This is a genomic window from Citrobacter sp. R56 (assembly GCF_016811995.1).
Classification (GTDB): domain Bacteria; phylum Pseudomonadota; class Gammaproteobacteria; order Enterobacterales; family Enterobacteriaceae; genus Citrobacter_D; species Citrobacter_D enshiensis.
Genome location: NZ_CP069159.1, coordinates 1,293,486 through 1,319,334 on the forward strand (window position 1 = coordinate 1,293,486; position 25,849 = coordinate 1,319,334).

A 25,849-nucleotide genomic window follows, 5' to 3' on the forward strand; every position below is an offset into this window, starting at 1 on the left:
GCGATTACTGACTCGCGGGTTTGCGTTTTCGGGGAGCTTTCACTGGCTTAACGTCGGTTATCTGGCTCTCCACCCAGCCATCTTTCAGGCGAGTAGTCATTATTTCTCCTGCCTTCACCTGTTTAACCTGCTTCAGCACTGCGCCATCGGCAGTGCGGGTCACGCTATAACCACGCGCCAGTGTAGAAAGTGGACTGACGGCCTCAAGGTGGGTCACGGCGTTACCGAAGCGTTCACGCGTGGCGCTGAGCTTCGCGCGGAACGTTTCCGTCAGGCGATATTCCAGTTGCTGGATACGCGTCTGGGCACGATGAATTCGCGGCTGCGGACTTTGCTGATTCAGGCGTTGAATCAGACGTTGCTGTTGCGACGACGCGCGTTTGAGCTGGTTCTCCAGGGCAAAACTCATCCTTTTTTGCAGACGCTCCAGCGCGGTTTGCTGGCGCGCCAGCCGTAGCTGCGGATGCTGCTGCTGTAAGCGGTGATGAAGCTGTGTAAAACGGCGCGTACGGTTGGCGAGATAATAATCCATCGCCATCTCCAGCCGTTGCTGTGCAGACTGTACCTGCCGCAGCAATTCCTGCTGATTGCGACTGACAATTTCCGCAGCTGCGGAAGGTGTCGGTGCCCGCAGGTCGGCAACAAAATCAGCAATCGTGACGTCGGTTTCATGGCCGACGGCGCTGACCACCGGAATCTGGCTGGCAAAAATAGCCCGCGCAACGCGCTCGTCGTTGAAGCTCCATAAATCTTCCAGCGAACCACCGCCGCGCCCGACAATCAACACGTCACACTCGTTGCGGGCATTCGCCAGTTCAATGGCTCGGACGATTTGACCCGGTGCGTCATCGCCCTGTACGGCCGTCGGGTAAATGATCACCGGCAGCGATGGATCGCGACGTTTCAGGACGTGGAGAATATCGTGCAGCGCAGCCCCGGTTTTAGAGGTAATCACCCCTACGCAGTGTGCGGGGGAGGGAAGTGGTTTCTTTAACTGCTGATCGAAAAGACCCTCAGCCTGCAACGTTGCTTTTAGCTGCTCATATTTCTGCTGAAGTAACCCTTCACCCGCGGGCTGCATGCTTTCGACAATAATTTGATAGTCGCCGCGTGGTTCATAGAGCGTAATATTGGCGCGCACCAGAACTTGCTGACCGTGCTGCGGACGAAAGGTGACGCGGCGGTTGCTGTTGCGAAACATGGCGCAGCGGACCTGGGCGGTGTCGTCTTTTAGCGTGAAGTACCAGTGACCGGAAGAGGGCTGGGTAAAATTTGAGATTTCGCCGCTGATCCATACCTGCCCCATTTCCTGTTCAAGCAACAAACGAACCGTCTGGTTGAGGCGGGTGACAGTAAAAATTGAGGTGGTTTGAGCGGATAACATGTGAGCGGGATCAAATTCTAAATCAGCAGGTTATTCAGTCGATAGTAACCCGCCCACAGAGGAGCGCAAGTATTATTTGCAAAAAAGTGTGGAAGCAATCGGTTCCGCTCTGTATAATGCCACGGCAATATTTAACCACCCCCAGGTCAGAGATATTGCCCATGCTACGTATTGCTAAAGAAGCTTTGACGTTTGACGACGTCCTCCTCGTTCCCGCTCATTCTACCGTTCTGCCGAATACTGCCGATCTCAGCACGCAGTTAACGAAAACCATTCGCCTGAACATTCCTATGCTCTCTGCAGCAATGGACACCGTGACGGAAGCGCGTCTGGCGATTGCCCTGGCGCAGGAAGGCGGCATCGGTTTTATCCACAAGAACATGTCTATTGAGCGCCAGGCTGAAGAAGTTCGCCGCGTGAAAAAACATGAGTCTGGTGTTGTGACCGACCCACAGACTGTCCTGCCTACCACCACGCTGCGTGAAGTCAAAGAGCTGACCGAACGTAATGGTTTTGCCGGTTACCCGGTCGTCACTGAAGATTACGAACTGGTTGGCATTATCACCGGTCGTGATGTCCGTTTTGTGACCGACCTGAACCAGCCGGTGAGCGTATACATGACGCCGAAAGAGCGTCTGGTCACCGTTCGTGAAGGCGAAGCCCGTGACGTAGTGTTAGCGAAAATGCACGAAAAACGCGTTGAAAAAGCCCTGGTAGTTGACAGTGGTTTCCATCTGCGCGGCATGATTACCGTAAAAGACTTCCAGAAAGCGGAACGTAAACCAAACTCCTGTAAAGATGAGCATGGCCGTTTGCGCGTTGGCGCGGCAGTCGGCGCAGGCGCGGGCAACGAAGAGCGCGTTGATGCGCTGGTGGCTGCCGGTGTTGACGTGCTGCTGATCGACTCCTCTCACGGCCATTCCGAAGGCGTGCTGCAACGTATTCGTGAAACCCGTGCAAAATACCCGGATCTGCAAATCATCGGTGGCAACGTGGCGACTGGCGCTGGCGCACGTGCGTTGGCTGACGCTGGCGTGAGCGCGGTGAAAGTCGGTATCGGTCCTGGTTCTATCTGTACGACTCGTATCGTTACTGGCGTCGGGGTTCCGCAGATCACTGCCGTATCTGACGCGGTTGAAGCGCTGGAAGGTACTGGTATTCCGGTTATCGCAGACGGCGGTATCCGTTTCTCAGGTGATATCGCGAAAGCGATCGCAGCAGGCGCGGCTGCCGTGATGGTCGGTTCCATGCTGGCAGGTACTGAAGAATCCCCGGGCGAAATCGAGCTGTACCAGGGGCGTTCTTACAAATCTTACCGCGGTATGGGTTCTCTTGGCGCGATGTCCAAAGGTTCCTCTGACCGTTACTTCCAGAGCGATAACGCCGCTGACAAACTGGTGCCGGAAGGTATCGAAGGTCGCGTTGCCTATAAAGGTCGCCTGAAAGAGATCATTCACCAGCAGATGGGCGGCCTGCGCTCCTGTATGGGGCTGACCGGTTGTGGTACCATTGACGAGTTGCGTACCAAAGCAGAGTTTGTACGCATCAGCGGTGCGGGCATTCAGGAAAGTCACGTTCACGATGTGACGATCACCAAAGAGTCCCCGAACTACCGTCTGGGCTCCTGATTTTCTTCGCCCGACCTTGTGTCGGGCGATTTATTTAATCTGTTTCACTTGCCTCGGAATTAGCGTCAATGACGGAAAACATTCATAAACATCGCATTCTCATCCTGGATTTCGGTTCTCAGTACACTCAGCTGGTGGCGCGTCGCGTGCGTGAACTTGGCGTTTACTGCGAACTGTGGGCGTGGGATGTTACGGAAGCACAAATTCGCGAATTCAATCCAAGCGGCATCATCCTTTCCGGCGGTCCGGAAAGTACCACTGAAGACAATAGCCCACGCGCACCGCAGTACGTGTTTGAAGCGGGTGTTCCGGTCTTCGGCGTTTGCTATGGCATGCAGACCATGGCAATGCAGTTGGGCGGTCATGTTGAAAGCTCTAACGAACGTGAATTCGGTTACGCGCAGGTTGAAGTGAAAACCGACAGCGCCCTGACGCGTGGTATTGAAGATTCCCTGACCGCAGAGGGTAAACCGCTGCTGGATGTGTGGATGAGCCACGGCGACAAAGTGACCGCGATTCCGGCTGACTTTGTCACGGTCGCCAGCACCGAAACCTGCCCGTTCGCCATTATGGCCAATGAAGAAAAACGGTTCTACGGCGTGCAGTTCCACCCGGAAGTGACTCACACGCGTCAGGGCCTGCGTATGCTGGAGCGCTTTGTGCGCGACATCTGCCAGTGTGAAGCACTGTGGACCCCGGCGAAAATTATCGACGACGCCGTTGCCCGCATCCGCGAGCAGGTGGGCGACGATAAAGTGATCCTCGGTCTTTCCGGCGGCGTAGACTCCTCTGTCACAGCAATGCTGCTGCATCGTGCTATTGGCAAAAACCTGACCTGCGTCTTCGTGGATAACGGTCTTCTGCGCCTGAACGAAGCCGAGCAGGTGATGGACATGTTTGGTGACCATTTCGGTCTGAACATCGTTCACGTGGAAGGCGAAAAACGCTTCCTCGATGCGCTGGCGGGTGAAAACGATCCGGAAGCGAAACGTAAAATTATCGGCCGCGTCTTTGTTGAAGTCTTCGACGAAGAAGCACTGAAACTGGAAGACGTAAAATGGCTGGCGCAGGGTACCATCTACCCGGACGTTATCGAGTCTGCCGCTTCTGCGACCGGTAAAGCACACGTCATCAAATCTCACCACAACGTGGGCGGCTTGCCGAAAGAGATGAAGATGGGTCTGGTTGAGCCGCTGCGTGAGCTGTTCAAAGATGAAGTGCGTAAAATTGGTCTGGAACTGGGCCTGCCGTACAACATGCTCTACCGTCACCCGTTCCCGGGGCCAGGTCTTGGCGTTCGCGTGCTGGGCGAAGTGAAGAAAGAGTACTGCGACCTGCTGCGTCGTGCAGACGCTATCTTTATCGAAGAGCTGCATAAAGCTGACCTGTACAACAAAGTGAGCCAGGCATTCACCGTCTTCCTGCCGGTACGTTCTGTGGGTGTGATGGGCGATGGTCGTAAGTACGACTGGGTTGTTTCCCTGCGTGCTGTCGAAACTATCGACTTCATGACTGCGCACTGGGCGCATCTGCCGTATGACTTCCTGGGCCGCGTTTCCAACCGCATCATCAACGAAGTGAACGGCATCTCCCGCGTGGTGTATGACATCAGCGGCAAGCCGCCAGCTACGATTGAGTGGGAATAATCACGAGTCCCTCTGCTCTGTTCATGCGCAGGAAAAAATGAAATCAACCCTCTGTTTTTACAGAGGGTTTTTTTATGTGTGTTATAAATTCCCAGACGTTGAAAATTATGTGGGATAAATATATTTATAAAATCTATCAAATAAAATGACAACATTTAAATGATTTATATATGATGATGGAAATTGCTCAGAAGCAGCACTCTGGTCAATGATTATGCGCTTTTAGGATATTTTAAATATAGTATTGGAATATCTTTTTCTAACCATAAATAAAGTGAATTATATAAAGCGTTTGGTCTTAGGTGTAAAATCATTATGTATTTAATTATATAACGATGTGCATTTTTCAGATGCAGATGATAATATTTGGTGCTGTCAAAATTTTATTCGTAGTAGTGCTTTTTATTTAGTTTAATAATCCAGTGTTGGGGGGTTAACTCACTATTTTTAGTGTCATTTTTGCTTTAATCTCTCGCTGTTTCTGAATTGAGACGTCATTCATAGTTTCTTCTTTGTCTGTTTCTTCTTCCTTTTCAATTGATGAATGTCAATAAGTCACCTGTGGCGCCTATTTAATGTCTACCTATAAAAGGGTATTTGGGCTTGCCAGGGTATACGATGAAAAAAATAAATAGAATAGTTATATGGATGGTGCTTCTGGGGGCCATTCTTGGGGTGTTTATTATTTTGGCCGCGCAATGGACATTGCACAAAACGTCCAGTACGGAATTTTGTTTGTCGTGTCATACGATGCAGGCGCCTTATGAGGAATATCAGGGGTCCAAACATTTTCAGAATCAGAAGGGAATCCGTGCGGAGTGCGCAGATTGTCACCTTCCGCAAGGTGGTGTGGATTACTTGTTCGCTAAACTGCGTGCTTCGAAAGATATCTATCACCAGTTCATTACTAAAAAGATCGATACCCCCGAAAAATTTGAAGACCATCGTCTGGAAATGGCGCAAACAGTATGGGCAGAACTCAAAGCCAGTGACTCAGCGACCTGCCGCAGTTGTCACAGCATGGATGCCATGGATCTCGAAGCGCAAAGCGCGGATGCCCGAAAGATGCATGAGATGGGCGCTAAGGAAAAACAAACCTGTATCGACTGCCACAAAGGGGTCGCCCACTTCCCTCCAGAAATAAAAATGGACGATACCGCGTTACAAGGGCTTGAAGCACAGGCGGCCTCAACCCCCGCATCAACGAAAGAGCTCTATGTTGTCAGCGCTGGCGCGCTTGGCGATCTGGCGACGCTTTATCCGGCGACGCAACTGCATGTGCTGAAAACTTCAGGAACCTCGCGTCATGTTGAAATTCGCGGTAGCCAGATGCAGGGCAGTGAACAGGTCATTTATTACGCGCCAGGTCAGCGACTTGTGCTTGCCAGCCTGAGTGAAAAAGGACTGCAGGCGCTGAACGTACTCTCTGACTGGAAGAAAGATGAGTATGGCAATGCGTGGCGGGACGTTGCGCTACAGGGGGAGTGGAGTGCTTCTTCCCTGGCCAGTCGTGAACCTATGTGGGATTACGCGCGTAAGCTCGACAATGTGTATTGCGCAGGTTGCCATGCGCCGATCCCCGCGAAGCACTTTACCCTCAATGCCTGGCCTTCGGTGGCAAAGGGGATGGGAGCACGAACCAACATCAGTGAAAACGAGCTGGATATTCTGAGTCGTTATTTCCAGTACAACGCAAAAGACATGAATAAATAAGCGACAACTCCAGGAGAAATCATGAAACTCACAAGACGTGACTTTATTAAAACGGCTGGCGCGGCAACCGGGACTATGGCGATTTCTTCAATGATCCCGATGCCCGCATGGGCAGCAGGACCAGGAGGCGGCGCAGTTCTGACAGCGGCGCGCTGGGGGGCTATTTATGTCGAAGTCAAAGACGGGAAGGTTGTCTCTTCGAAAGGGGCATTACAAAAAACAATTCCTAACTCATTGCAACAGACAGCCCCTGACCAGGTTCATACCAGCGCGCGTATAAAATACCCGATGGTGCGTAAAAGCTATCTGGAAAATCCAGGAAAGGCAGAGGGTAAACGGGGAAGCGATCCTTTTGTCCGTGTGAGTTGGGAGCAGGCGCTTAAACTTATCCATGAGCAGCACAGCCGGATCCGTAGCAGCTATGGCCCAGCTTCGGTATTTGCCGGTTCTTATGGCTGGCGTTCCAGCGGTGTGTTGCACAAAGCACAAACCCTGTTGCAACGTTACATGAGCATGGCGGGGGGGTATGCAGGTCATTCCGGTGATTATTCTACCGGTGCGGCACAAGTGATTCTGCCTTATGTCGTCGGATCGGTGGAAGTCTACGAACAGCAGACAACGTGGCCGATGATTCTTGAACACAGCCAGGTTGTGGTGCTGTGGGGGATGAACCCGCTCAACACATTAAAAATTGCCTGGAGTAGCACTGACGAGCAGGGACTTGAGTACTTTAATTTGCTCAAAAAATCCGGAAAGAGCGTGATTGCTATTGACCCAATGCGATCTGAAACCATTGAATTTTTTGGTGATAATGCCACCTGGATTGCGCCGCACATGGGAACGGATGTTGCGATGATGCTGGGCATTGCACATACGCTGGTGAAAAAGGGTCTGCATGATAAGGCCTTCCTTGAGAAATACACGACCGGTTATCCACAGTTTGAAGAGTACCTGCTGGGTAAAAGCGATAAAACAGAGAAAACCGCGAAGTGGGCCGCGGGCGTATGCGGTGTACCTGCAGAGCAAATCGAGAAACTGGCGGAAATCTTCTCCGGTAATAAAACCATGCTCATGGCGGGTTGGGGCATTCAGCGTCAGCAGTATGGCGAGCAAAAACACTGGATGCTGGTGACACTGGCTGCCATGTTGGGGCAAATCGGCACGGAAGGGGGCGGCTTTGGTTTCTCCTACCATTATTCTAACGGTGGTAACCCGACGCGTACGGGTGGGGTATTACCTGCAATTTCAGCGAAGATTGAAGGCGGCTCCTCTGCAGGCAATGACTGGGCGGTCTCCGACGCGGTGACGAGCCTTCCTGTCGCACGAATTGTTGAAGCGCTCGAAAACCCGGGTGGAAAATATCAGCATAATGGTAAAGAACAAACCTTCCCGGATATCAAAATGATCTGGTGGGCAGGTGGCGGGAACTTTACCCATCACCAGGATACGAACCGTTTAATTAAAGCGTGGCAGAAACCGGAGCTGGTTGTCATTTCAGAGTGCTACTGGACTGCGGCAGCCAAACACGCCGATATTGTTCTGCCGATTACCACATCGTTTGAACGTAACGATCTCACCATGACCGGGGATTACAGTAACCAGCATCTCGTGCCGATGAAGCAGGTTATTGAGCCTCAGTTTGAAGCGCGCAATGACTTTGATGTGTTTGCCGATCTGGCGGAGATGCTCAAAGCGGGCGGTAAAGCTGTCTATACCGAAGGCAAAGATGAAATGGCGTGGCTGAAACAATTCTACGACGCTGCGCAAAAGGCCGCGCGTACGCAGCGTGTGGCGATGCCTCAGTTCAATACCTTCTGGCAACAGAATAAATTGATCGAGATGCGCGAGAACGAGAAGAATAACAAGTATGTTCGCTATGCTGATTTCCGCAGCGACCCGGTGATGAATGCACTTGGCACACCAAGTGGAAAGATTGAGCTCTACTCGAAAACGATTGAAGGATATCACTACAAAGATTGTCCGCCGCATGCTTCATGGCTAGAACCAGATGAGTGGAAAGGCTCAGCGGATAAGGATCAGCTGCAGTTGCTGACCGCGCATCCTGCGCATCGTCTGCACAGTCAGCTGAATTATGCTTCACTGCGTAAAGAGTATGCCATTGCCAATCGTGAGCCAGTGACAATTCACCCGGATGATGCGAAGGCTCGCGGTATTTCCGATGGTGATTTGGTTCGGGTATGGAACGGTCGCGGACAAGTGCTGGTGGGGGCGCGCGTCAGTGATGGAATCAAACCCGGGATTATCTGCATTCATGAAGGGGCCTGGCCGGATCTGGAGAATGGGATCTGTAAAAATGGCGGCGCTAACGTACTGACTGCGGATATTCCGACTTCCCGACTGGCGAACGGTTGCGCGGGTAATACGTCACTGGTCTACGCAGAAAAATTCACCGGCGAAGCGCCAAAACTGACCGCGTTTGACGAGCCTGCGATTGTCACTTTGTAAAACGGTGCATTGTCAGTTTATCTGAACAAAACGGGAGTCTGCGTACTCCCGTTTTTACTGCCCAATGCCAGGGTTGAATAAAAATATATTAAATTACAACGATGTGGGGAGTTTTTAGTCGCGAACAGATTATGACTGTGATGGCGTTTCAGTCGTCAGGGTTGATTGTTGTGATTCTTTTTTATCCTGATGATGATGCCAGGCGCCAATAGAAGAGTAGACGAAACGTCCAAAAAAGAAGAGAAAACTGATAAGCAGTACGATACGGGTCATGCGAGTGTTAAATCGATGTCGTTTTCGCATACTGGTTGCCTGACTCACAAAAGGTTCCTTAGGGTGGGCCCAACGCGTGGGCGATAATGACATTAAGGCACACTGTGAGGCGATGGTCAATTCTTCATTATGTAAAAATACGTCAGTCAATTTATCTTTTAATGTTATGAGAAATAAATTTAATATTTAAATAAATAATAACTTAATGATAAAACAGCAGAAATAAAGGAATAATTAATTAGTGATAAGTGAGTTATTTGACATAAGTCAAATGTTACGCGCTGACGATAACTAAAATCTATGCTCCACAATTGTGATGAGTTTTTCATCATTGTTCTGACGTCAGGTGGGATGCCTGTCTGAATAAAGCCTTCAGGAAACGGAGGTTCTGCTGAGCATCTATGAGCCTTAAGAAATTATATATTCGTATCAGAGATAAATGGTGGGCACTGCCTCTTGTCTTGCCCTCTTTGTTATTACCCATATTGAGCAATACCAATACCTTTGCAAGTACTGCAACAGGTAATGTCGTGCTGTTTTATCTGCCTTTGGCATTAATGTTAAGCCTGATGCTATTTTTCGGCTGGGCGGCGTTACCCGGAATTGCAATTGCCATCTTCTGGTATAAATTTTCGCAGGTAGGATGGTATGAGACGCTGCCCATTATCATTCACTTTGTGGTAACGGTAGTGCTCAGTTGGGGAGGGTATCATGTGTTCGCCCCGCGGCGTGGGCATGTCTATCATGGCGATGTGCGATTAGTCTTTCAGCGAATGTTCTGGCAGGTAGTTTTCCCGGCATCGCTGTTTTTAGTCATATTTCAATTTGCCGCCTTTGTAGGAATGTATGATAGCAAACCCCATCTGATGGGAGTCATGCCTTTCAATATTAACGCATTGATTGATTATCAGGCGCTACTGGTCGGAAATCTTGTCGGGGTTCCTCTGTGCTATTTGATCATTCGCATTATTCGAAATCCTTGTTATTTATATGGTTATTTTTCGCAGCTTAAACTACAAATTGATGCAAAAGTAACGAAAAAAGAAATAGCTATCTGGCTGATAGTATTGGGTATGCTGATGGTTTTGTTATGCATGCCTTTAAATGAAGATAGCTCAATACTTAGCACAAACTATACGTTGTCACTCCTGCTACCCGTTATGTTATGGGGGGCAATGCGCTACGGTTATAAATTTATTTCGCCGTTATGGGCGATAATACTCATAGTATCGATAAATTATTATCACCGTTATATGCCGTTGTATTCCGGATACGATACCCAACTGGCTATTACCTCTTCGAGCTATCTGGTTTTTTCATTTATTGTGAATTATATGGCGATACTGGCGACGCGCCAGAGGATTGTCAGTAGCCGCGCTCGCCGTCTCGCTTACCTTGATCCTGTTGTGCATCTTCCCAATTTACGCGCTCTGAATCGGGCTCTCAAAAGCGCACCCTGGTCTGCCCTCTGTTATTTGCGTGTGCCAGGAATGGAATTACTCATTAAAAATTATGGGATTATGTTGCGCATTCAATACAAGCAACAACTATCTCACTGGATCTCCCCCTTGTTGGCGCAAGATGAGGATGTGTTTCAGTTGTCCGGCAACGATTTGGTGCTGCGTCTGAATACCGAATCCCACCAGCAGCGGATAGAAGCACTGGATAACCATATAAAGCAATTTCGCTTTGCATGGGATGGAATGCCAATGCAGCCGCAGATTGGGGTTAGTTACTGCTATGTTCGTTCGCCGGTAAGCCATATCTACTTATTATTGGGGGAATTAAGTACAGTTGCCGAACTTTCGATTGCGACAAACACGCCAGAGAATCTACAACGTCGCGGTGCCATGAATTTGCAGCGCGGACTGAAAGACAAAGTGGCGATGATGAATCTTCTGCAACGGGCGCTGGAGTACGATCGCTTTTGTCTGATGGCTCAACCTATTCAAGGCGTTCGCGGCGATGTCTATCATGAAATTCTGCTGCGGCTTAAAGACCAGAACGGCGGGATGATTAATCCCGACATTTTTCTGCCTGTCGCCCATGAATTTGGTTTGTCTTCCAGTATCGATCTCTGGGTTATCGAACATACATTGCAGTTTATGGCGGTGAATCGGCAAAAAATGCCTGCCCGGCGTTTTGCCATCAATCTGTCGCCGACATCAGTGTGTCGTGCCCGTTTCCCCATTGAGGTGAGTAAGCTGCTGACTCATTATCAGGTTGAAGCCTGGCAGCTGATATTTGAGGTTACGGAGAGTAACGCACTTGCCGATGCCGAGCATGCGCAAACGACTCTGTTGCAATTACAGCAACTGGGCTGTCAGATTGCTATTGATGATTTTGGTACCGGGTATGCCAGCTATGCGCGTCTGAAAAACGTGAACGCAAATATTCTCAAAATTGACGGCAGTTTTATTCGCAATATCGTCTCGAACAGCCTCGATTATCAGATTGTGGCTTCCATTTGCCATCTGGCGCGCATGAAAAAGATGTTGGTGGTGGCTGAGCACGTGGAAAGTGAAGAGATACGCAACGCGGTGATCTCGCTGGGTATCGATTACCTGCAGGGTTATCTGATCGGGGAGCCGCAGCGACTGGAAGATACCCTGGAGAAACAAGCGCCGGAGTCCGGCGCCTGAATGAGGATCACGCCGCAATATCGGGCGAGCTTTCTTCTTCTTCAATGGTCAGACGCCAGCCGGTTACGGCTTCCCAGTATTGCTGCTCTCTTTCCAGATCGAGCAAAACCAGCGCGTTCTGGCTGAACCAGTCGTGCGGGAAACGTAAAATCCAGTGACTGTCGTGGGTTATCAGCGTTAGTGTTGGCGGCGTGGTCGTTGCCTGACGCTGATTGTTCAGCAGGACGCCGAGGCGCAGCAGCTGGATGAGCGGCAGAAACTGTTTCTTCTTAAACAGTGTAAACCGGGGCAAATCATCCAGTTTTACGCCCTTACGATGGTAACGAACTAATGTCGCCATCATCATTTGCTGTTCCTGGTTAAAACCGGGCAGATCGCTGTGTTGAAGAATATAGGCGGAATGGCGGTGCAAACCGCTATGGTTGATGTTCAGCCCAACTTCATGCAGCATCGCCGCCCATTTCAGTAACGCTTCCAGTTGCGGGTTCACCAGTTTAGGTTGCTGCGACTGCCACTGATCATACATCTGCATCGTGGTGTCCAGCACCCGTCTCGCCTGTTCGCTGTCGATATTGTACTGGTTTGCCAGGCTACTGGCGGTACGGCTGCGCACGTCCTGATGACGGAATCGGCCTTCCATTTCATACAAGACGCCTTCACGCAGCGCGCCATCGGAAAGACGCAGTTCACGAATGGCCAGCGCGTCAAAAACACCGCACAGGATCGCCAGACCCGGTACAAAAACGGCTTTGCGTTCTTCCGAAAGACCCGGAAGACTGAGCGCGTCGAATGAGCGATGTTTAAGAACCTCAGCTTTCAACTTATCCAGACGCTCAGGCGTAATAAAACCATCTTTCTCGCCCATTTCCAGCAGCACTTCGTGTGCCGCTTTTATGGTGCCGGAAGCGCCCAGAGCAACGTTCCAGCCCTGGATACGGAACTGCCAGGTCAACGTTTCCAGTTTTTGCGCTGCCGCCATCCGCGCACGCTGGAAGTTCTCCTCGTTAATCACACCGCCCCGGAAGTAGAGCTGCGCAAAGCTGACGCAACCCATACGACGGCTTTCAACCAGTTTCGGTTCGAAGTTCTCGCCAATGACCAGTTCTGTTGAACCGCCACCAATATCGATAACCAGCTTGCGGCCTTTTTCCGGTTGCGTGTGCTCCACGCCCATGAAAATCAGACGGGCTTCTTCGTTACCGGAAATGATTTCAATCGGGTAGGGGATGACCTTTTCCGCACGCTTTAGAAAATCAGTGGCATTCAGTGCCTGACGTAACGTATGGGTCCCGACAATACAGACGCTCGACGGCGCGAAACCTTGCAGGCGTTCAGCAAACAAGGATAAGCAGCTTAAGCCGCGTTCCATCGATTCTTCACTTAGCCTGCCGTCTTCACCGAGACCATCGGCCAGATGGACACGCTGTTTCAGCCGACCGATAATTTGCATCGCGCCATCCACAACGCGCGCAATGACCATATGGAAACTGTTTGAACCGAGGTCGACCGCAGCAAACTCCTGCGGTCGGGGTGTCCTGTCATGTATTGGCATAGCGTTAGTCTGGTTGCTCAAGTGATTTGATGTAGTCATAGATCGCCAATTGTGACTGCACTTTACGGCGATTTCCGCGCGGTACATAGCGATTACTCAGTTCTTTATCGATATAACGGGCTTTAACCGTGTCGCTGAACAGAATGTCTATAATATCAAGGACCCGCTGTTTGAGGCGAGGGTCAAGCAATGGCGTGGCAACCTCAATTCGATAATCGATGTTACGCGTCATCCAGTCGGCGGAGGAGAGATACACCCGCTTATCGCCGCCATTCTCGAAAATATAGACCCGGTCGTGCTCAAGGTAGCGATCCACGATGCTGATCACCCGAATATTGTCGCTGATGCCTTCCAGATTTGGGATCAGCGAACACATACCGCGGATCAGCAGGTTAATCTGCACGCCGGAACCGGATGCGGCATACAGTCTGTCAACCAGCCCTTTATCGACCAGGTTATTGAGTTTCAGTGTGATGCCCGACGGTAATCCCTGTTGTGCATTAGCAATTTCCCGGTCGATCATCTCATACAGCAGACGACGGGAGTTTTGCGGCGAAACCAGCAGGTAATCGAATGTCACCGGACGATAGGGGTTCTCGATAAAATTGAACACCCGACGCACTTCGTTGGTGATCCGCGCATCCGCAGTCAGTAATGAATAGTCGGTATACAGACGCGCTGTTTTTTCGTTGAAGTTCCCAGTGCCGATGTGTGCGTAACGCACCACGTCATCGCCTTCTTTACGCGAGATGAGGAACAGCTTGGCGTGGATTTTCAGCCCCGGCGCAGAGAAGATCACATGGACGCCAGCCTCGGTCAGACGTTTAGCCCAGTGAATATTGGCTTCCTCATCGAAACGGGCCTGCAATTCCACAACCACGGTCACTTTTTTACCGTTATGGGCGGCGTGAATCATCGCGTCAATAATGCGCGAGTCTTTCGCCACGCGATAAATATTAATTTTTATCGCCAGAACACTCGGATCAAAAGAGGCCTGACGCAGCAGTTCCAGCACATGCTCGAAGGTGTGGTATGGATAGTAGAGCAGCACATCTTGCTCACGAATGGCGTCAAAACCATTGCGGAACTTTTCTTTATCGAACCAGATATGGCGCTGCCGCGGTAACGGTTTGTTCACCAGATTGGCTTTGCCCACATTAGGGAAATTAATAAAGTCTTTGAAATTATGGTAACGCCCGCCGGGAACAATCGAGTCATAGCGGGAAATGGTCAGTTTTTCGCGCAGAACTTCCACCAGCGCATTAGGCATATCACGTTGATAGACAAAACGAACTGGCTCCGCTGTCAGACGTTGCTTCAGGCTGGAGGACATCAATTCCATCAGACTGGATTCCATTTCGTGCACCAAATCGTATTCGGCGTCACGGGTCATCTTCATGGAATACGCATTGAGGGCATCGTAATCAAAGAATCCTTTGAAGATATCGTCGAGGCAGTAGCGCAGAATGTTATCCAGCAAAATCATTGGCTTGCGACGACGCGGCGCTTCCGGCGGCAGATTCACAAAACGAGGAACCTTGTCGGAAGGAATTTCCAGCAGCGCGTAGCGGATGGAATCTCCGCGAATAATCTCCACCGCCAGATAGGTGTAATCGTCCTTCAGAAACTGAACTAAATCCGTCTCCCGGTTGATTAAAATCGGCGTAATGTGTTGGCGAAGATAGTGTTTAAAGTAGTGGCGCAACCAGTCTTGCTGGTTTACCGACAGCTGGCGTTCGTTAATCAGGAAAATTTGATTACGCGCCATCTCCAGCAGTAATTCGTTGTACAGACCGTCAAATTCTTGATCGGCTTTCAATACGCGGGACTGGATTTTGCCTAACAGGTGACGAGAATGAGAATTTGAACCCTGTTCTTCACTAATAATGATGCGACGCTTTAATTCGGCAAAGCGGACTTTGTAGAATTCGTCAAGATTATTGGAATAGATGCCTAAAAAACGCATCCGTTCAATCAGCGGGTTTGATTTATCCGCTGCTTCCTGGAGTACGCGTTCATTGAACGCTAACCAGCTCAGTTCTTTCTCGATGTATAGCTTTTCCTGACCCATTACAACTTTTACTCCGTTTCAATCACGGGACACTGCCGGGTTATTATGGCGAGCATTAGTGTCAGATGTCCAACTGCGCCAGAAGAGTATGACAATAAACCGTCTGTGGCATGTGAGCAACTGACGCATTTTTGCGAAAAGGATGGGGAGACGAACAAGAGATAATGGAGCCGTTCCCCGTCAGTGGTTACTAACGGGGAACAGAGAGACGTTACTCGTCTGATGCGTATCCCTGAGGAGAGAGTTTGATGCCGTCAAGCCATGCTGCGTTTTCGCGCATTTCAAGACGCCCATCGACAAACCAGCTAACCACTAACGGGTAAATTGCATGCTCCTGCACCTGAACGCGTGCGGTGATGTCATCTTCGCTATCGCCTTCAAAAACCGGAATTTTAGCCTGGAGAATGACCGGGCCGCCATCCAGTTCATCAGTAACAAAATGCACAGAAGTGCCGTGCTCTTCGTCGCCGTTTTCCAGCGCCTGACGATGCGTATGCAGGCCAGGGTACTTTGGCAACAGGGACGGGTGAATATTGAGCAAACGCCCTTCGTAGTGCGTGACAAACGCCGGACTGAGGATTCGCATATAGCCTGCCAGTACCACCACATCGGGGGCATAAGCATCAATTTCCCGCATCAGTTCGCGATCGAACGCTTCACGGTTGGCAAATTGACTGGCGGTCAGCGCATGCGCTGGAATGCCTGCTTCCCGGGCACGTTCAAGGCCGAACGCGTCGGCCTTGTTACTGAATACTGCCCTGAGGGTGCCTTTAATTTTCTGCTCTTTGCAGGCGTCGATAATTGCCTGCAAATTGCTTCCGTTACCGGAAATAAGCACCACAATATTCATCATTCAATAACCACACGCTGTTCGGAATCAGAGGCTTTGATGATACCGATTTTCCACGCCTTTTCACCTTTGGCCTTCAGCAGCGTGAGCGCGTTATCGACTTCCGCTTCCGGCAGGGCAATCACCATCCCGACGCCGCAGTTGAAGGTGCGATACATTTCATGCTGACTGACATTACCTGCGGTTTTCAGCCAGTCAAATACGGCCGGCCACTGCCAGGAGGATTCATCAATCACTGCCTGTGTATTGTCGGGCAGAACGCGCGGGATGTTCTCCCAGAAACCGCCGCCCGTCAGGTGCGCGATAGCGTGTACATCAACCTGTTCAATCAGCTCCAGGATTGACTTCACATAGATACGCGTTGGTTCCAGCAGATGGTCGGCTAACGGTTTGCCTTCGAGTTCTGTTGTTTCAGGGTCGCAACCGCTGACGTCGATGATTTTACGCACCAGAGAGTAACCGTTGGAGTGCGGACCGCTGGAACCCAGCGCTATCAGCACATCGCCATCAGCCACTTTCGAGCCGTCGATAATTTCTGATTTTTCGACCACACCAACGCAGAACCCGGCCACGTCGTAATCTTCGCCGTGATACATGCCCGGCATTTCAGCGGTTTCTCCGCCGACCAACGCGCAGCCAGACTGCAGACAACCCTCGGCAATACCGCTGATCACACTGGAGGCGGTGTCGACATCCAGTTTGCCGGTGGCATAGTAATCCAGGAAAAACAGCGGTTCTGCACCCTGAACGACCAGATCGTTAACGCACATCGCCACGAGATCGATACCAATGGTGTCGTGACGTTTTAAATCCATTGCCAGACGCAGTTTTGTCCCTACGCCATCAGTGCCGGAAACCAGTACAGGCTCACGATATTTTTGCGGCAATGCGCACAGCGCGCCGAAGCCACCCAGACCGCCCATCACTTCGGGACGACGGGTTTTCTTCACTACGCCTTTGATTCGATCAACCAGAGCATTACCCGCGTCGATATCAACACCGGCATCTTTATAGCTAAGAGAGGTTTTATCGGTCACTGCTTGGGTCCCCACGCGTTTACTTGCGGTGAAAATTAAATTCGGCGCAATTCTAACAGGGAAAGCAAACGTTTGCGAGCCTGCTTTGCATCGGCATAGAACTGCTGATTTTTTCAACATTTCGCTCTCGAAATTCGGGTTATTTGAACTGCGCCACGAAAATGAACCCGGTTTCATTCTCGTGCTTGAAACCCGCCTGATAAATGCACAGTATCGTAATGAAACCGGTTTCTGTGAGTGTGGCCTGAGACTGCGGCCAGCAAATTGCGACGAATGAGGGAAGCGTATGTCTGGATTTAAAGCGAATTTCATGTGGGGAGGCGCAGTGGCGGCTCACCAGTTAGAAGGCGGTTGGCAGGTAGGGGGAAAGGGCGTCAGCGTGGCGGATGTCATGACCGCCGGAGCGCATGGTATTCCCAGAGAGATAACCCCCGGCGTCATTCCCGGTAAGAATTACCCCAATCACGAAGCCATCGATTTCTATCACCGCTACAAAGATGACATCTCGCTCTTTGCTGAAATGGGATTTACATGTTTCCGCACTTCCATCGCGTGGACGCGTATTTTTCCGTTGGGCGACGAATCCCAGCCGAATGAAGCAGGCCTGCAATTTTATGACTGCCTCTTTGATGAATGTCTGAAACACGGCATTGAACCTGTTATTACGCTGTCGCATTTCGAGATGCCGTATCATCTGGTGACGGAATACGGCGGCTGGCGCAACCGTAAACTGATCGACTTCTTCGTTCGCTTTGCGCAGGTGGTCTTCAAACGCTACCAGCACAAAGTGAAGTACTGGATGACGTTCAATGAAATCAACAACCAGGCCAACTTCCACGAAGACTTTGCGCCTTTCACCAACTCGGGTCTGAAATACCTGCCGGGTGAAGACCGCGAGCCCGTGATGTTTCAGGCGGCGCATTACGAACTGGTGGCCAGCGCCCTGGCGGTAAAAGCGGGGCGTGAAATTAACCCGTCACTGCAAATCGGCTGCATGATCGCCATGTGCCCAATCTATCCGCTGACCTGCGCGCCGAACGACATGATGATGGCGATGAACGCCATGCATCGCCGCTACTGGTTCACCGATGTACACGTGCGGGGGAAATATCCGCAGCATCTGCTGAACTACTTTGCGCGTCGTGGTTTTACGCTGGATATCACCGAAGACGATAAACAGGCGCTGATGCAGGGCTGCGTCGACTATATCGGTTTCAGCTACTATATGTCGTTCGCCACCAAAGCGACGGCGGATAACCTGCAGCTGGACTATGACGAAAGCACTAGCCTGGTCTCTAACCCGTATGTGCAGAAGTCCGACTGGGGTTGGCAGATTGACCCGGTGGGGCTGCGCTATTCGCTCAACTGGTTCTGGGACCACTATCAGCTACCGCTGTTTATCGTCGAAAACGGTTTTGGCGCGATTGATGTCCAGCAGGCCGACGGCTCTGTAGACGATCAATACCGCATCGATTATATGGCCGCGCACATCCGTGAAATGAAAAAAGCGGTGGTCGAAGACGGTGTCGATCTGATGGGTTATACCCCGTGGGGCTGCATTGATTTAGTTTCTGCGGGGACGGGCGAAATGAAAAAACGCTACGGCTTCATCTATGTCGATAAAAATAATGACGGTAGCGGGACGTTAGCACGCCATCCAAAGAAATCATTTGCCTGGTATCAGCAGGTGATTGCGTCTAATGGTGAAAAACTGTAATCCGTGCAGATAGCGGTCAGCATGGGTTGGCCGCTCTCCCTTTTCGTTTTCATGCCCAGCGCTGAGATATTCGTCTGTCGAATATTTGCTCTATTCGCACTAACCCCTCCTATGCTTGATCAACATCAAGTAAATAAATGTTGCCCACTAAAAGAATGGCGGTATAATCCGTCGATTTTTTTTGTGGCTGCCCTATTCAAAGGAGAAAGAGAATGAAGATTGTGGAAGTGAAACACCCACTCGTCAAACACAAGCTGGGCCTGATGCGCGAGCATGACATCAGCACTAAACGCTTCCGTGAACTCGCCTCCGAAGTTGGCAGCCTGCTGACTTATGAAGCCACTGCGGGTCTGGAAACAGAAAAAGTGACTATCGAAGGCTGGAACGGCCCGGTAGAAATAGACCAGATCAAAGGCAAGAAAATTACCGTTGTGCCGATCCTGCGCGCAGGTCTGGGCATGATGGACGGCGTACTGGAAAACGTCCCGAGCGCGCGTATCAGCGTTGTGGGCATGTACCGTGACGAAGAGACGCTGGAGCCGGTACCGTACTTCCAGAAACTGGTTTCTAACATCGATGAGCGTATGGCGCTGATCGTTGACCCGATGCTGGCAACTGGCGGTTCCGTTATCGCCACCATCGACCTGCTGAAGAAAGCAGGCTGCTCCAGCATCAAGGTGCTGGTACTGGTTGCGGCGCCGGAAGGTATCGCGGCGCTGGAAAAAGCGCACCCGGACATCGAGCTGTACACGGCGTCGATTGACCAGGGACTCAACGAGCACGGATACATTATTCCGGGCCTCGGCGATGCCGGCGATAAGATCTTTGGTACGAAGTAAACGAAAAAATAAAAAGAGCCGACTTTTAGAGTCGGCTTTTTTTTGAATAAAACATCAATAACATACAACACTCAGAGGAAAACACTATGACGCGCCGTGCTATCGGGGTGAGTGAAAGACCGCCGCTTTTACAGACTATCCCGCTTAGTTTGCAGCATTTGTTTGCCATGTTTGGCGCAACCGTGCTGGTGCCAGTCCTGTTTCATATCAACCCGGCCACTGTCCTGCTGTTTAACGGCATTGGCACCTTGCTGTACCTCTTTATTTGTAAAGGTAAAATTCCTGCCTATTTAGGTTCAAGCTTTGCCTTTATCTCTCCGGTTCTGCTGTTGCTGCCTCTGGGATATGAAGTCGCGTTAGGCGGCTTTATTATGTGCGGCGTCCTGTTCTGCCTGGTATCAGTGATTGTGAAGAAAGCGGGGACCGGCTGGCTGGATGTGATGTTCCCGCCTGCGGCGATGGGCGCAATCGTTGCCGTCATCGGTCTGGAGCTGGCGGGTGTTGCTGCAGGGATGGCGGGATTACTGCCTGCCGAAGGCCAAACGCCGGACTCGAAGACCATCATCATTTCTATGGTCACCCTGGCGGTAACGGTGTTCGGCTCCGTGCTGTTCCGTGGCTTTATGGCGATCATCCCGATTCTGATCGGTGTGCTGGCGGGCTATGCGCTGTCGTTTGTGATGGGCGTTGTGGATACCACGCCGATTGCACAGGCACACTGGTTTGCGCTGCCGACCTTTTATACTCCGCGTTTTGAGTGGTTCGCCATTCTGACGATTCTGCCTGCGGCGCTGGTGGTTATTGCGGAACACGTCGGTCACCTGGTGGTCACGGCGAATATCGTGAAGAAAGATCTGATCCGCGATCCGGGTTTGCACCGCTCGATGTTTGCTAACGGCCTGTCGACCGTCATCTCCGGGTTCTTCGGCTCCACGCCAAACACCACTTACGGTGAGAACATCGGCGTGATGGCGATTACGCGCGTGTACAGTACCTGGGTTATCGGTGGCGCAGCCATTATTGCGATTCTGCTTTCCTGCGTAGGTAAACTGGCCGCCGCCATTCAGATTATCCCACTGCCGGTGATGGGCGGCGTGTCGCTGCTGCTGTACGGGGTGATCGGCGCATCGGGTATCCGCGTATTGATCGAATCAAAAGTGGATTACAACAAAGCGCAAAACCTGATCCTGACCTCGGTCATTCTGATCATCGGTGTCAGCGGCGCGAAGGTGCACATTGGCGCGGCAGAACTGAAAGGTATGGCGCTGGCGACCATTGTTGGGATTGGCCTGAGCCTGATTTTCAAAGTGATCTCGCTGTTACGTCCGGAAGAAGTCGTATTGGATGCGCAGGACGCGGATCGTCCTCAGCACTAACTCTCTGACCGGGCAGCGACGCTGCCCGGTTCTATCGCGACGGAATTCTGTGGTAAACTCACTGCGATTTTGTGAAATCCTGGGTTGAGGTATCTCTGAACACACCGGCACAGCTCTCTCTGCCACTTTATCTTCCTGACGATGAAACGTTTGCAAGTTTCTGGCCGGGGGATAACGCCTCTTTACTGGCCGCGCTGCAAAACGTGCTACGTCAGGAACATAGCGGATATATTTATCTCTGGTCGCGCGAAGGTGCGGGCAGAAGCCATCTGCTGCATGCCGCGTGCGCCGAGTTGTCGCAGCGTGGCGATGCGGTCGGTTATGTCCCGCTGGATAAACGTACCTGGTTTGTGCCGGAAGTGCTCGACGGAATGGAACATTTGTCGCTGGTATGCATTGATAATATTGAATGCGTAGCGGGGGACGAATTGTGGGAGATGGCGATCTTTGATCTCTACAACCGTATCCTGGAGTCGGGGAAAACCCGCTTACTGATCACCGGCGATCGCCCTCCGCGTCAGTTAAACCTCGGGCTGCCCGATCTGGCCTCTCGCCTGGACTGGGGGCAAATCTATAAACTTCAGCCGCTCTCAGATGAAGATAAACTTCAGGCTTTACAGCTGCGGGCAAGATTGCGTGGTTTCGAACTGCCGGAAGATGTGGGGCGTTTCCTGCTGAAACGACTGGACCGAGAAATGCGTACGCTCTTTGATACGCTGGATCAGCTCGATCATGCCTCCATTACCGCACAACGTAAGCTGACGATCCCCTTCGTCAAAGAGATCCTCACGTTGTAATCTTGCCGGGCGGAGGTTTCGCCTTACCCGGCTACACACAGCTCACGCCTGACGCATATCCTCCAGGAGATGCTCTACCAGCAGGGGAATCGGCCTGCCTGAGGCAACACTCTTCCCGTTTTCCCGCCATAGCGCCGTACCGCTAATATCCAGATGCGCCCAGGGAATTGTCGGCGGGCAAAAGTGGTGTAGCAACCAGGCGGCGGAAGCGCTGATCGCCGCGTTATTGCCGGGCGTATTGCACAGATCGGCAATGGCGCTTTCGGTCTGTTTTTTCAACCGCGCATCAAGCGGTAGCGACCAGACTTCATCTCCGCACTGTTTTCCGGCTACGTTTAGCGCCTGACGCAAAGGTTCATCCTGAGTCATGAGTCCGTTCAGTTCATAGCCCAGCGCTTTCACTACCGCACCGGTTAAGGTTGCCATATCAATAAGATACCTGGCCTGTGGATGTCGCTGGCTGGCCCAGGCAATCGCGTCTGCCAGCACCAGTCTTCCTTCTGCATCCGTATTATTGATTTCCACCGTCAGACCGTTGCAGGCGCGCGCCACGCTACCCGGCTGCATGGCGTCAGGGCCGATGGCGTTTTCAGCCAGCGCCAGCACGCCCATAATGCGAACCGGTAAATGTAACTCTGCAACCGTCAGCAGCAATCCCAGCACATTGGCTGCGCCGCACATGTCGTACTTCATGGTGTACATACCCGCGCCTTCTTTCAGCCACAGGCCGCCGGTATCAAACGTAATACCTTTTCCCACATAGCAGCGTACCGGACCCTCGGCGATGCCATCGTAGTGAATGGCAAGCAAATGCGGCGGACAGGTTGCCCCTTTACCGACGGCATGAAGCAGACCCAATTGCTGTTCAATAATCTGTTTTTCATCAAGTGCTTCGCAGCGAAGGGCAGGGTAGTCGGAGCACAGCCTTTGTGCTTCTGTCACCACAAACTGCGGCGTACAGCGGTCTGACGGAATATCGGCCAGGCGGCGAGCGGCAAGCATGCCATTGGCAATCGCCTGCTGTTGGCGAAATAGCGCCTCTAATCTTTTTTGCTGCGCGGGCAGACAGAGTGCATCTATATGGCAAACTCGCACTGACGCATGGTCTGCCTTTTTGAGCTGTAAATCGCTGAGCCGGTGCGCCTGATTGAACAAAAAACGCAATAACTGCATCAGGACGGTGTCATTGATGTCCGTCACATCAATGACCACACGGGAACTGACAGGCTCTGCCAGCACCGGACGCAACGCGCCCAGCAAACTTTCGGTCAGCGGATCGTGCCAGAAGGCTTCGGGGAGTAACGTAATACGTGCAAACGGCGCGCAACCGAAACACGTATCGGCTGTTTTATCCTGCTGGCGCATCTCGTTGATGAGCGGGGTATCGGGTAGCAGCGGGCAGGATGCGCGTGCAATAAGATGGCTTTCCGGTTGCGTCTCTGTGAGTGAATGAATTAGCTGCCAGGTAATCATTATTCCTCCTCTATCGGGGCACGAATTCGCGCAGCGTAGGCCTGCATCCATTCTTCATCGACCGGCTGATAATGCGTCTTTTCGCGTTGGCGCTCAGCGCGATAAACGGTAAGCGGATGGTGGGCGGAGGCCACCGTGAATGAAAAGGTTTTAATATTGGTGGCGGCGCCAAACTCACCTTTATTGTTCATACAGACAACAGAGAGATCGCCCGCGCGGCCAAAGCGCGACATCAGCTTGTCTTCCAGTTCGAACACCACAGAATCGGCGGCGTGTTGCGGCGTCATCCCCTGCGCCATGCGGCGCACGATTTCATAACTGACGCAGCCTTTCATCAGGTCTTCTCCGACGCCTGTTGCGGTCGCCGCGCCTGTCTCACTGTCGCAGTAGAAACCGGAACCCATGATTGGCGAGTCGCCAATACGTCCGCGTTTTTTCATAAACAGGCCACTGGTGGAGGTCGCGACGCTCATTGAACCGTGTTTATCAAGCCCGATAATTCCGACCGTATCGTGGCCGTCATAGGGGCCCAGACCTTTATCCAGCGTTTCGCGACAGCGCTTGCGATAATGTTGCATAGCGCGGTCAGTCAGCATGGTTTTGCTCGCAAATCCCTGATTCAGCGCCCACTCGCGAGCACCCTGACCCACCAGCAAATTGTTATAGCGCTGGCGGCTTAACGCGTGGGCCACCCGCACCGGGTTGGCGATATCGACCAGATTGCCCACCGCGCCAAACGCCAGCGTGTCGCCATCCATAAAGGCAGCGTCCAGTTCGACATCGCCATTTTCAGTGGGCAAACCGCCGTAGCCAACGGATTTATACAACGGGAAGTCTTCAACGGCGGCAATGGCGTCGACGACGGCAGAGGCCGCGCGTTTTCCTGCCGCCAGCGCAGAGGCAGATTCCGTGACGCCCTCAAGCGCCATTCGCCAGGTGGCGATAATTCCCCACATGGTTTACTCCTGTTTAGCCAGCGTGGCTTCGGTTTGCGTAAGAGACGCGATTTCTGCAGCGCGGTATTGCTTGTCCAGAATACGCAGGAAAGGCAGATACAGCATGGCGCCAATCAGCAGGTTGATAAGCTGCATGATGCTACCGCTGATATGCCCGGTAACGATAAAGCCGCTGATGACCGGTGGCAGCGTCCAGGGGATAAACACCCCGGTCGTCACCGCCACCATGCCGATTTTCATGGCCGCGTACTGGATAGTCACCAGCACCAGCGGTACCAGATTGAATGGAATCAGCATGATCGGGTTCATGATCACCGGCAGGCCAAACAGAATCGGTTCATTGATATTGAACAGTGATGCGCCCGCGCCCAGTCGGGCCACTTCCCGCATGTTTTTGCTACGGGCGAAAATCAACATGGCGATAACCAGCGACAGCGTCGCGCCTGCGCCACCCATCCAGATCATGTCAAAAAATTGTTCGGTGATAATGTGCGGCGGCGTGATGCCCGCCTGAATCGCGGCGATGTTATCGGTCTGATTTTCCATCCATGACGGACGAATAATACCGTTGACCATCGAACCAGAGTTGATCCCCACCGACCACAAAATGGTAATGCTAAATACCGTCAGCAGCGCGCCAATGTAAGAGGTGCCGAAGTGGCGTACCGGGGTGGCGACGACTTCGTATATAAACTGATGAATTGTCTGATAATGGGTGTTCTGGAAGAGAATACGAATGGCGAGCACCAGAATCATCACCAGCAATGCCGGAATCAGCGCGGCGAAGGACTCCTGCACGGCTGGCGGCACGCCATCGGGCATTTTGATCACCAGCTTTTTACGCTTCAGCCAGCAGAATAGCTCTGTCCAGAGCAGCGAGCCAATCATGGCCACGAACAGCCCTTTGCTGCCGATCCACTCAACCGGCATCACCGTAATACCGCCGTTTTCGGCGACTTTAATAAACGGGGTGAGGATAAGAAAACTGACCAGCGACAGAATCCCGCAGGAGAGACGGTCATCGCCATAATGTTCTGCCAGTCTGAAGCCGACCAGAAAGCAGATAAACAGCGACATGGTAGAGAAAACGGCATTAAACGGGATCTCAACGATGTTGCCCCAGTTTTCGCCAAAGGTGCTGGACATGAAATGCTGATAGCCCTCATTGGGAAACGACGAGATCACCAGCAGGATAGAACCGACGATAATAAATGGCATGAACGAGACGTATGCGCCGCGAATCGCACCTAAATGACGCTGCTGCGCCGTTTTTGCTGCGATGGGCATCAGTTTCGCTTCAAGAAATCCCAGAACATTGTTCATTGTGAACTCCGTACAAGATCAAGTGACGTGAAGTGTGTTATGTCTGCGGATTATCAGTGAAGCATGGCGACTGAAAGGTGAATCAGGTCACAATGTAATCGCTGTA

The 25,849-nt window shown here is 51.7% G+C and carries 18 protein-coding genes; 9 read left to right on the plus strand and 9 right to left on the minus strand.

The features are described 5' to 3' along the window. Positions 1-4 precede the first annotated feature (4 nt). The gene (gene xseA / locus JM656_RS06195) at positions 5-1,384 is read right to left on the minus strand and encodes an exodeoxyribonuclease VII large subunit (RefSeq protein ID WP_203360423.1); all 1,380 of its coding nucleotides are present in this window, start codon (positions 1,382-1,384) and stop codon (positions 5-7) included. A gap of 161 nt (positions 1,385-1,545) precedes the next feature. Here xseA and guaB point away from each other — a divergent pair, with 161 nt between their 5' ends. From guaB to JM656_RS06215, 4 genes are all read left to right on the plus strand, one after another. After that, positions 1,546-3,012: an IMP dehydrogenase gene (gene guaB, locus JM656_RS06200; RefSeq protein WP_203360424.1), complete on the plus strand. Its 1,467-nt coding sequence runs from the start codon at positions 1,546-1,548 to the stop codon at positions 3,010-3,012. Between the two features lie 68 nt (positions 3,013-3,080). Next, a complete protein-coding gene (gene guaA, locus JM656_RS06205; RefSeq protein WP_203360425.1) occupies positions 3,081-4,658 on the plus strand; it encodes a glutamine-hydrolyzing GMP synthase in 1,578 nt (525 codons plus the stop codon). Between the two features lie 618 nt (positions 4,659-5,276). Further along, positions 5,277-6,371 (plus strand): NapC/NirT family cytochrome c, encoded by a 1,095-nt coding sequence (locus tag JM656_RS06210; RefSeq protein WP_203360426.1) that lies wholly within the window; start codon positions 5,277-5,279, stop codon positions 6,369-6,371. Between the two features lie 21 nt (positions 6,372-6,392). Next, positions 6,393-8,837 (plus strand): trimethylamine-N-oxide reductase 2, encoded by a 2,445-nt coding sequence (locus JM656_RS06215; protein ID WP_203360427.1) that lies wholly within the window; start codon positions 6,393-6,395, stop codon positions 8,835-8,837. Positions 8,838-8,966: 129 nt separating this feature from the next. On the opposite strand, the gene JM656_RS06220 is transcribed toward JM656_RS06215, so the two are convergent. Further along, entirely contained in the window at positions 8,967-9,158 is a 192-nt protein-coding gene (locus tag JM656_RS06220; RefSeq protein WP_192613055.1) for a YfgG family protein, read from the minus strand. Between the two features lie 353 nt (positions 9,159-9,511). On the opposite strand from JM656_RS06220, the gene JM656_RS06225 reads away from it, so the two are divergent. After that, entirely contained in the window at positions 9,512-11,752 is a 2,241-nt protein-coding gene (locus tag JM656_RS06225; RefSeq protein ID WP_203360428.1) for a sensor domain-containing phosphodiesterase, read from the plus strand. A 7-nt stretch (positions 11,753-11,759) separates the two neighbouring features. On the opposite strand, the gene ppx is transcribed toward JM656_RS06225, so the two are convergent. The 4 genes from ppx to purM form a co-directional block, all read right to left on the minus strand. Then, entirely contained in the window at positions 11,760-13,304 is a 1,545-nt protein-coding gene (gene ppx / locus JM656_RS06230; RefSeq protein ID WP_203360429.1) for an exopolyphosphatase, read from the minus strand. A gap of 4 nt (positions 13,305-13,308) precedes the next feature. Continuing rightward, positions 13,309-15,375, minus strand: coding sequence for a polyphosphate kinase 1 (ppk1, locus tag JM656_RS06235; protein WP_203360430.1), 2,067 nt, complete (start codon positions 15,373-15,375; stop codon positions 13,309-13,311). Positions 15,376-15,586: 211 nt separating this feature from the next. After that, positions 15,587-16,225: a phosphoribosylglycinamide formyltransferase gene (gene purN, locus JM656_RS06240; protein ID WP_203361227.1), complete on the minus strand. Its 639-nt coding sequence runs from the start codon at positions 16,223-16,225 to the stop codon at positions 15,587-15,589. Further along, positions 16,225-17,262 (minus strand): phosphoribosylformylglycinamidine cyclo-ligase, encoded by a 1,038-nt coding sequence (gene purM, locus JM656_RS06245; RefSeq protein ID WP_203360431.1) that lies wholly within the window; start codon positions 17,260-17,262, stop codon positions 16,225-16,227. The genes purN and purM overlap by 1 nt, the downstream gene beginning before the upstream one ends. A 286-nt stretch (positions 17,263-17,548) precedes the next feature. Between purM and JM656_RS06250 the strand changes: the two genes are divergently transcribed. The 4 genes from JM656_RS06250 to JM656_RS06265 all read left to right on the plus strand — a co-directional run bounded on the left by JM656_RS06250 (position 17,549) and on the right by JM656_RS06265 (position 21,991). Next, positions 17,549-18,979 (plus strand): 6-phospho-beta-glucosidase, encoded by a 1,431-nt coding sequence (locus JM656_RS06250; RefSeq protein ID WP_203360432.1) that lies wholly within the window; start codon positions 17,549-17,551, stop codon positions 18,977-18,979. Between the two features lie 212 nt (positions 18,980-19,191). Next, positions 19,192-19,818: a uracil phosphoribosyltransferase gene (gene upp / locus JM656_RS06255; RefSeq protein WP_162379081.1), complete on the plus strand. Its 627-nt coding sequence runs from the start codon at positions 19,192-19,194 to the stop codon at positions 19,816-19,818. A gap of 86 nt (positions 19,819-19,904) precedes the next feature. Continuing rightward, positions 19,905-21,194, plus strand: coding sequence for a uracil permease (gene uraA, locus JM656_RS06260; RefSeq protein ID WP_203360433.1), 1,290 nt, complete (start codon positions 19,905-19,907; stop codon positions 21,192-21,194). Positions 21,195-21,289: 95 nt separating this feature from the next. Further along, positions 21,290-21,991, plus strand: a complete 702-nt coding sequence (locus JM656_RS06265) for a DnaA inactivator Hda (RefSeq protein WP_238929233.1) — start codon at positions 21,290-21,292, stop codon at positions 21,989-21,991. Between the two features lie 42 nt (positions 21,992-22,033). Here the strand turns inward: JM656_RS06265 and JM656_RS06270 are convergent, their stop codons facing one another. From JM656_RS06270 to celB, 3 genes are read right to left on the minus strand one after another with little or no spacing between them, the layout of a single operon-like run. Next, a complete protein-coding gene (locus JM656_RS06270; protein ID WP_203360435.1) occupies positions 22,034-23,464 on the minus strand; it encodes a M17 family metallopeptidase in 1,431 nt (476 codons plus the stop codon). After that, complete coding sequence (locus tag JM656_RS06275) at positions 23,464-24,420, minus strand: N(4)-(beta-N-acetylglucosaminyl)-L-asparaginase (RefSeq protein WP_203360436.1); 957 nt, start codon at positions 24,418-24,420, stop codon at positions 23,464-23,466. The genes JM656_RS06270 and JM656_RS06275 overlap by 1 nt, the downstream gene beginning before the upstream one ends. A gap of 3 nt (positions 24,421-24,423) precedes the next feature. Beyond that, positions 24,424-25,743, minus strand: a complete 1,320-nt coding sequence (gene celB, locus JM656_RS06280; protein WP_203360437.1) for a PTS cellobiose transporter subunit IIC — start codon at positions 25,741-25,743, stop codon at positions 24,424-24,426. Between the last annotated feature and the right edge of the window lie 106 nt (positions 25,744-25,849).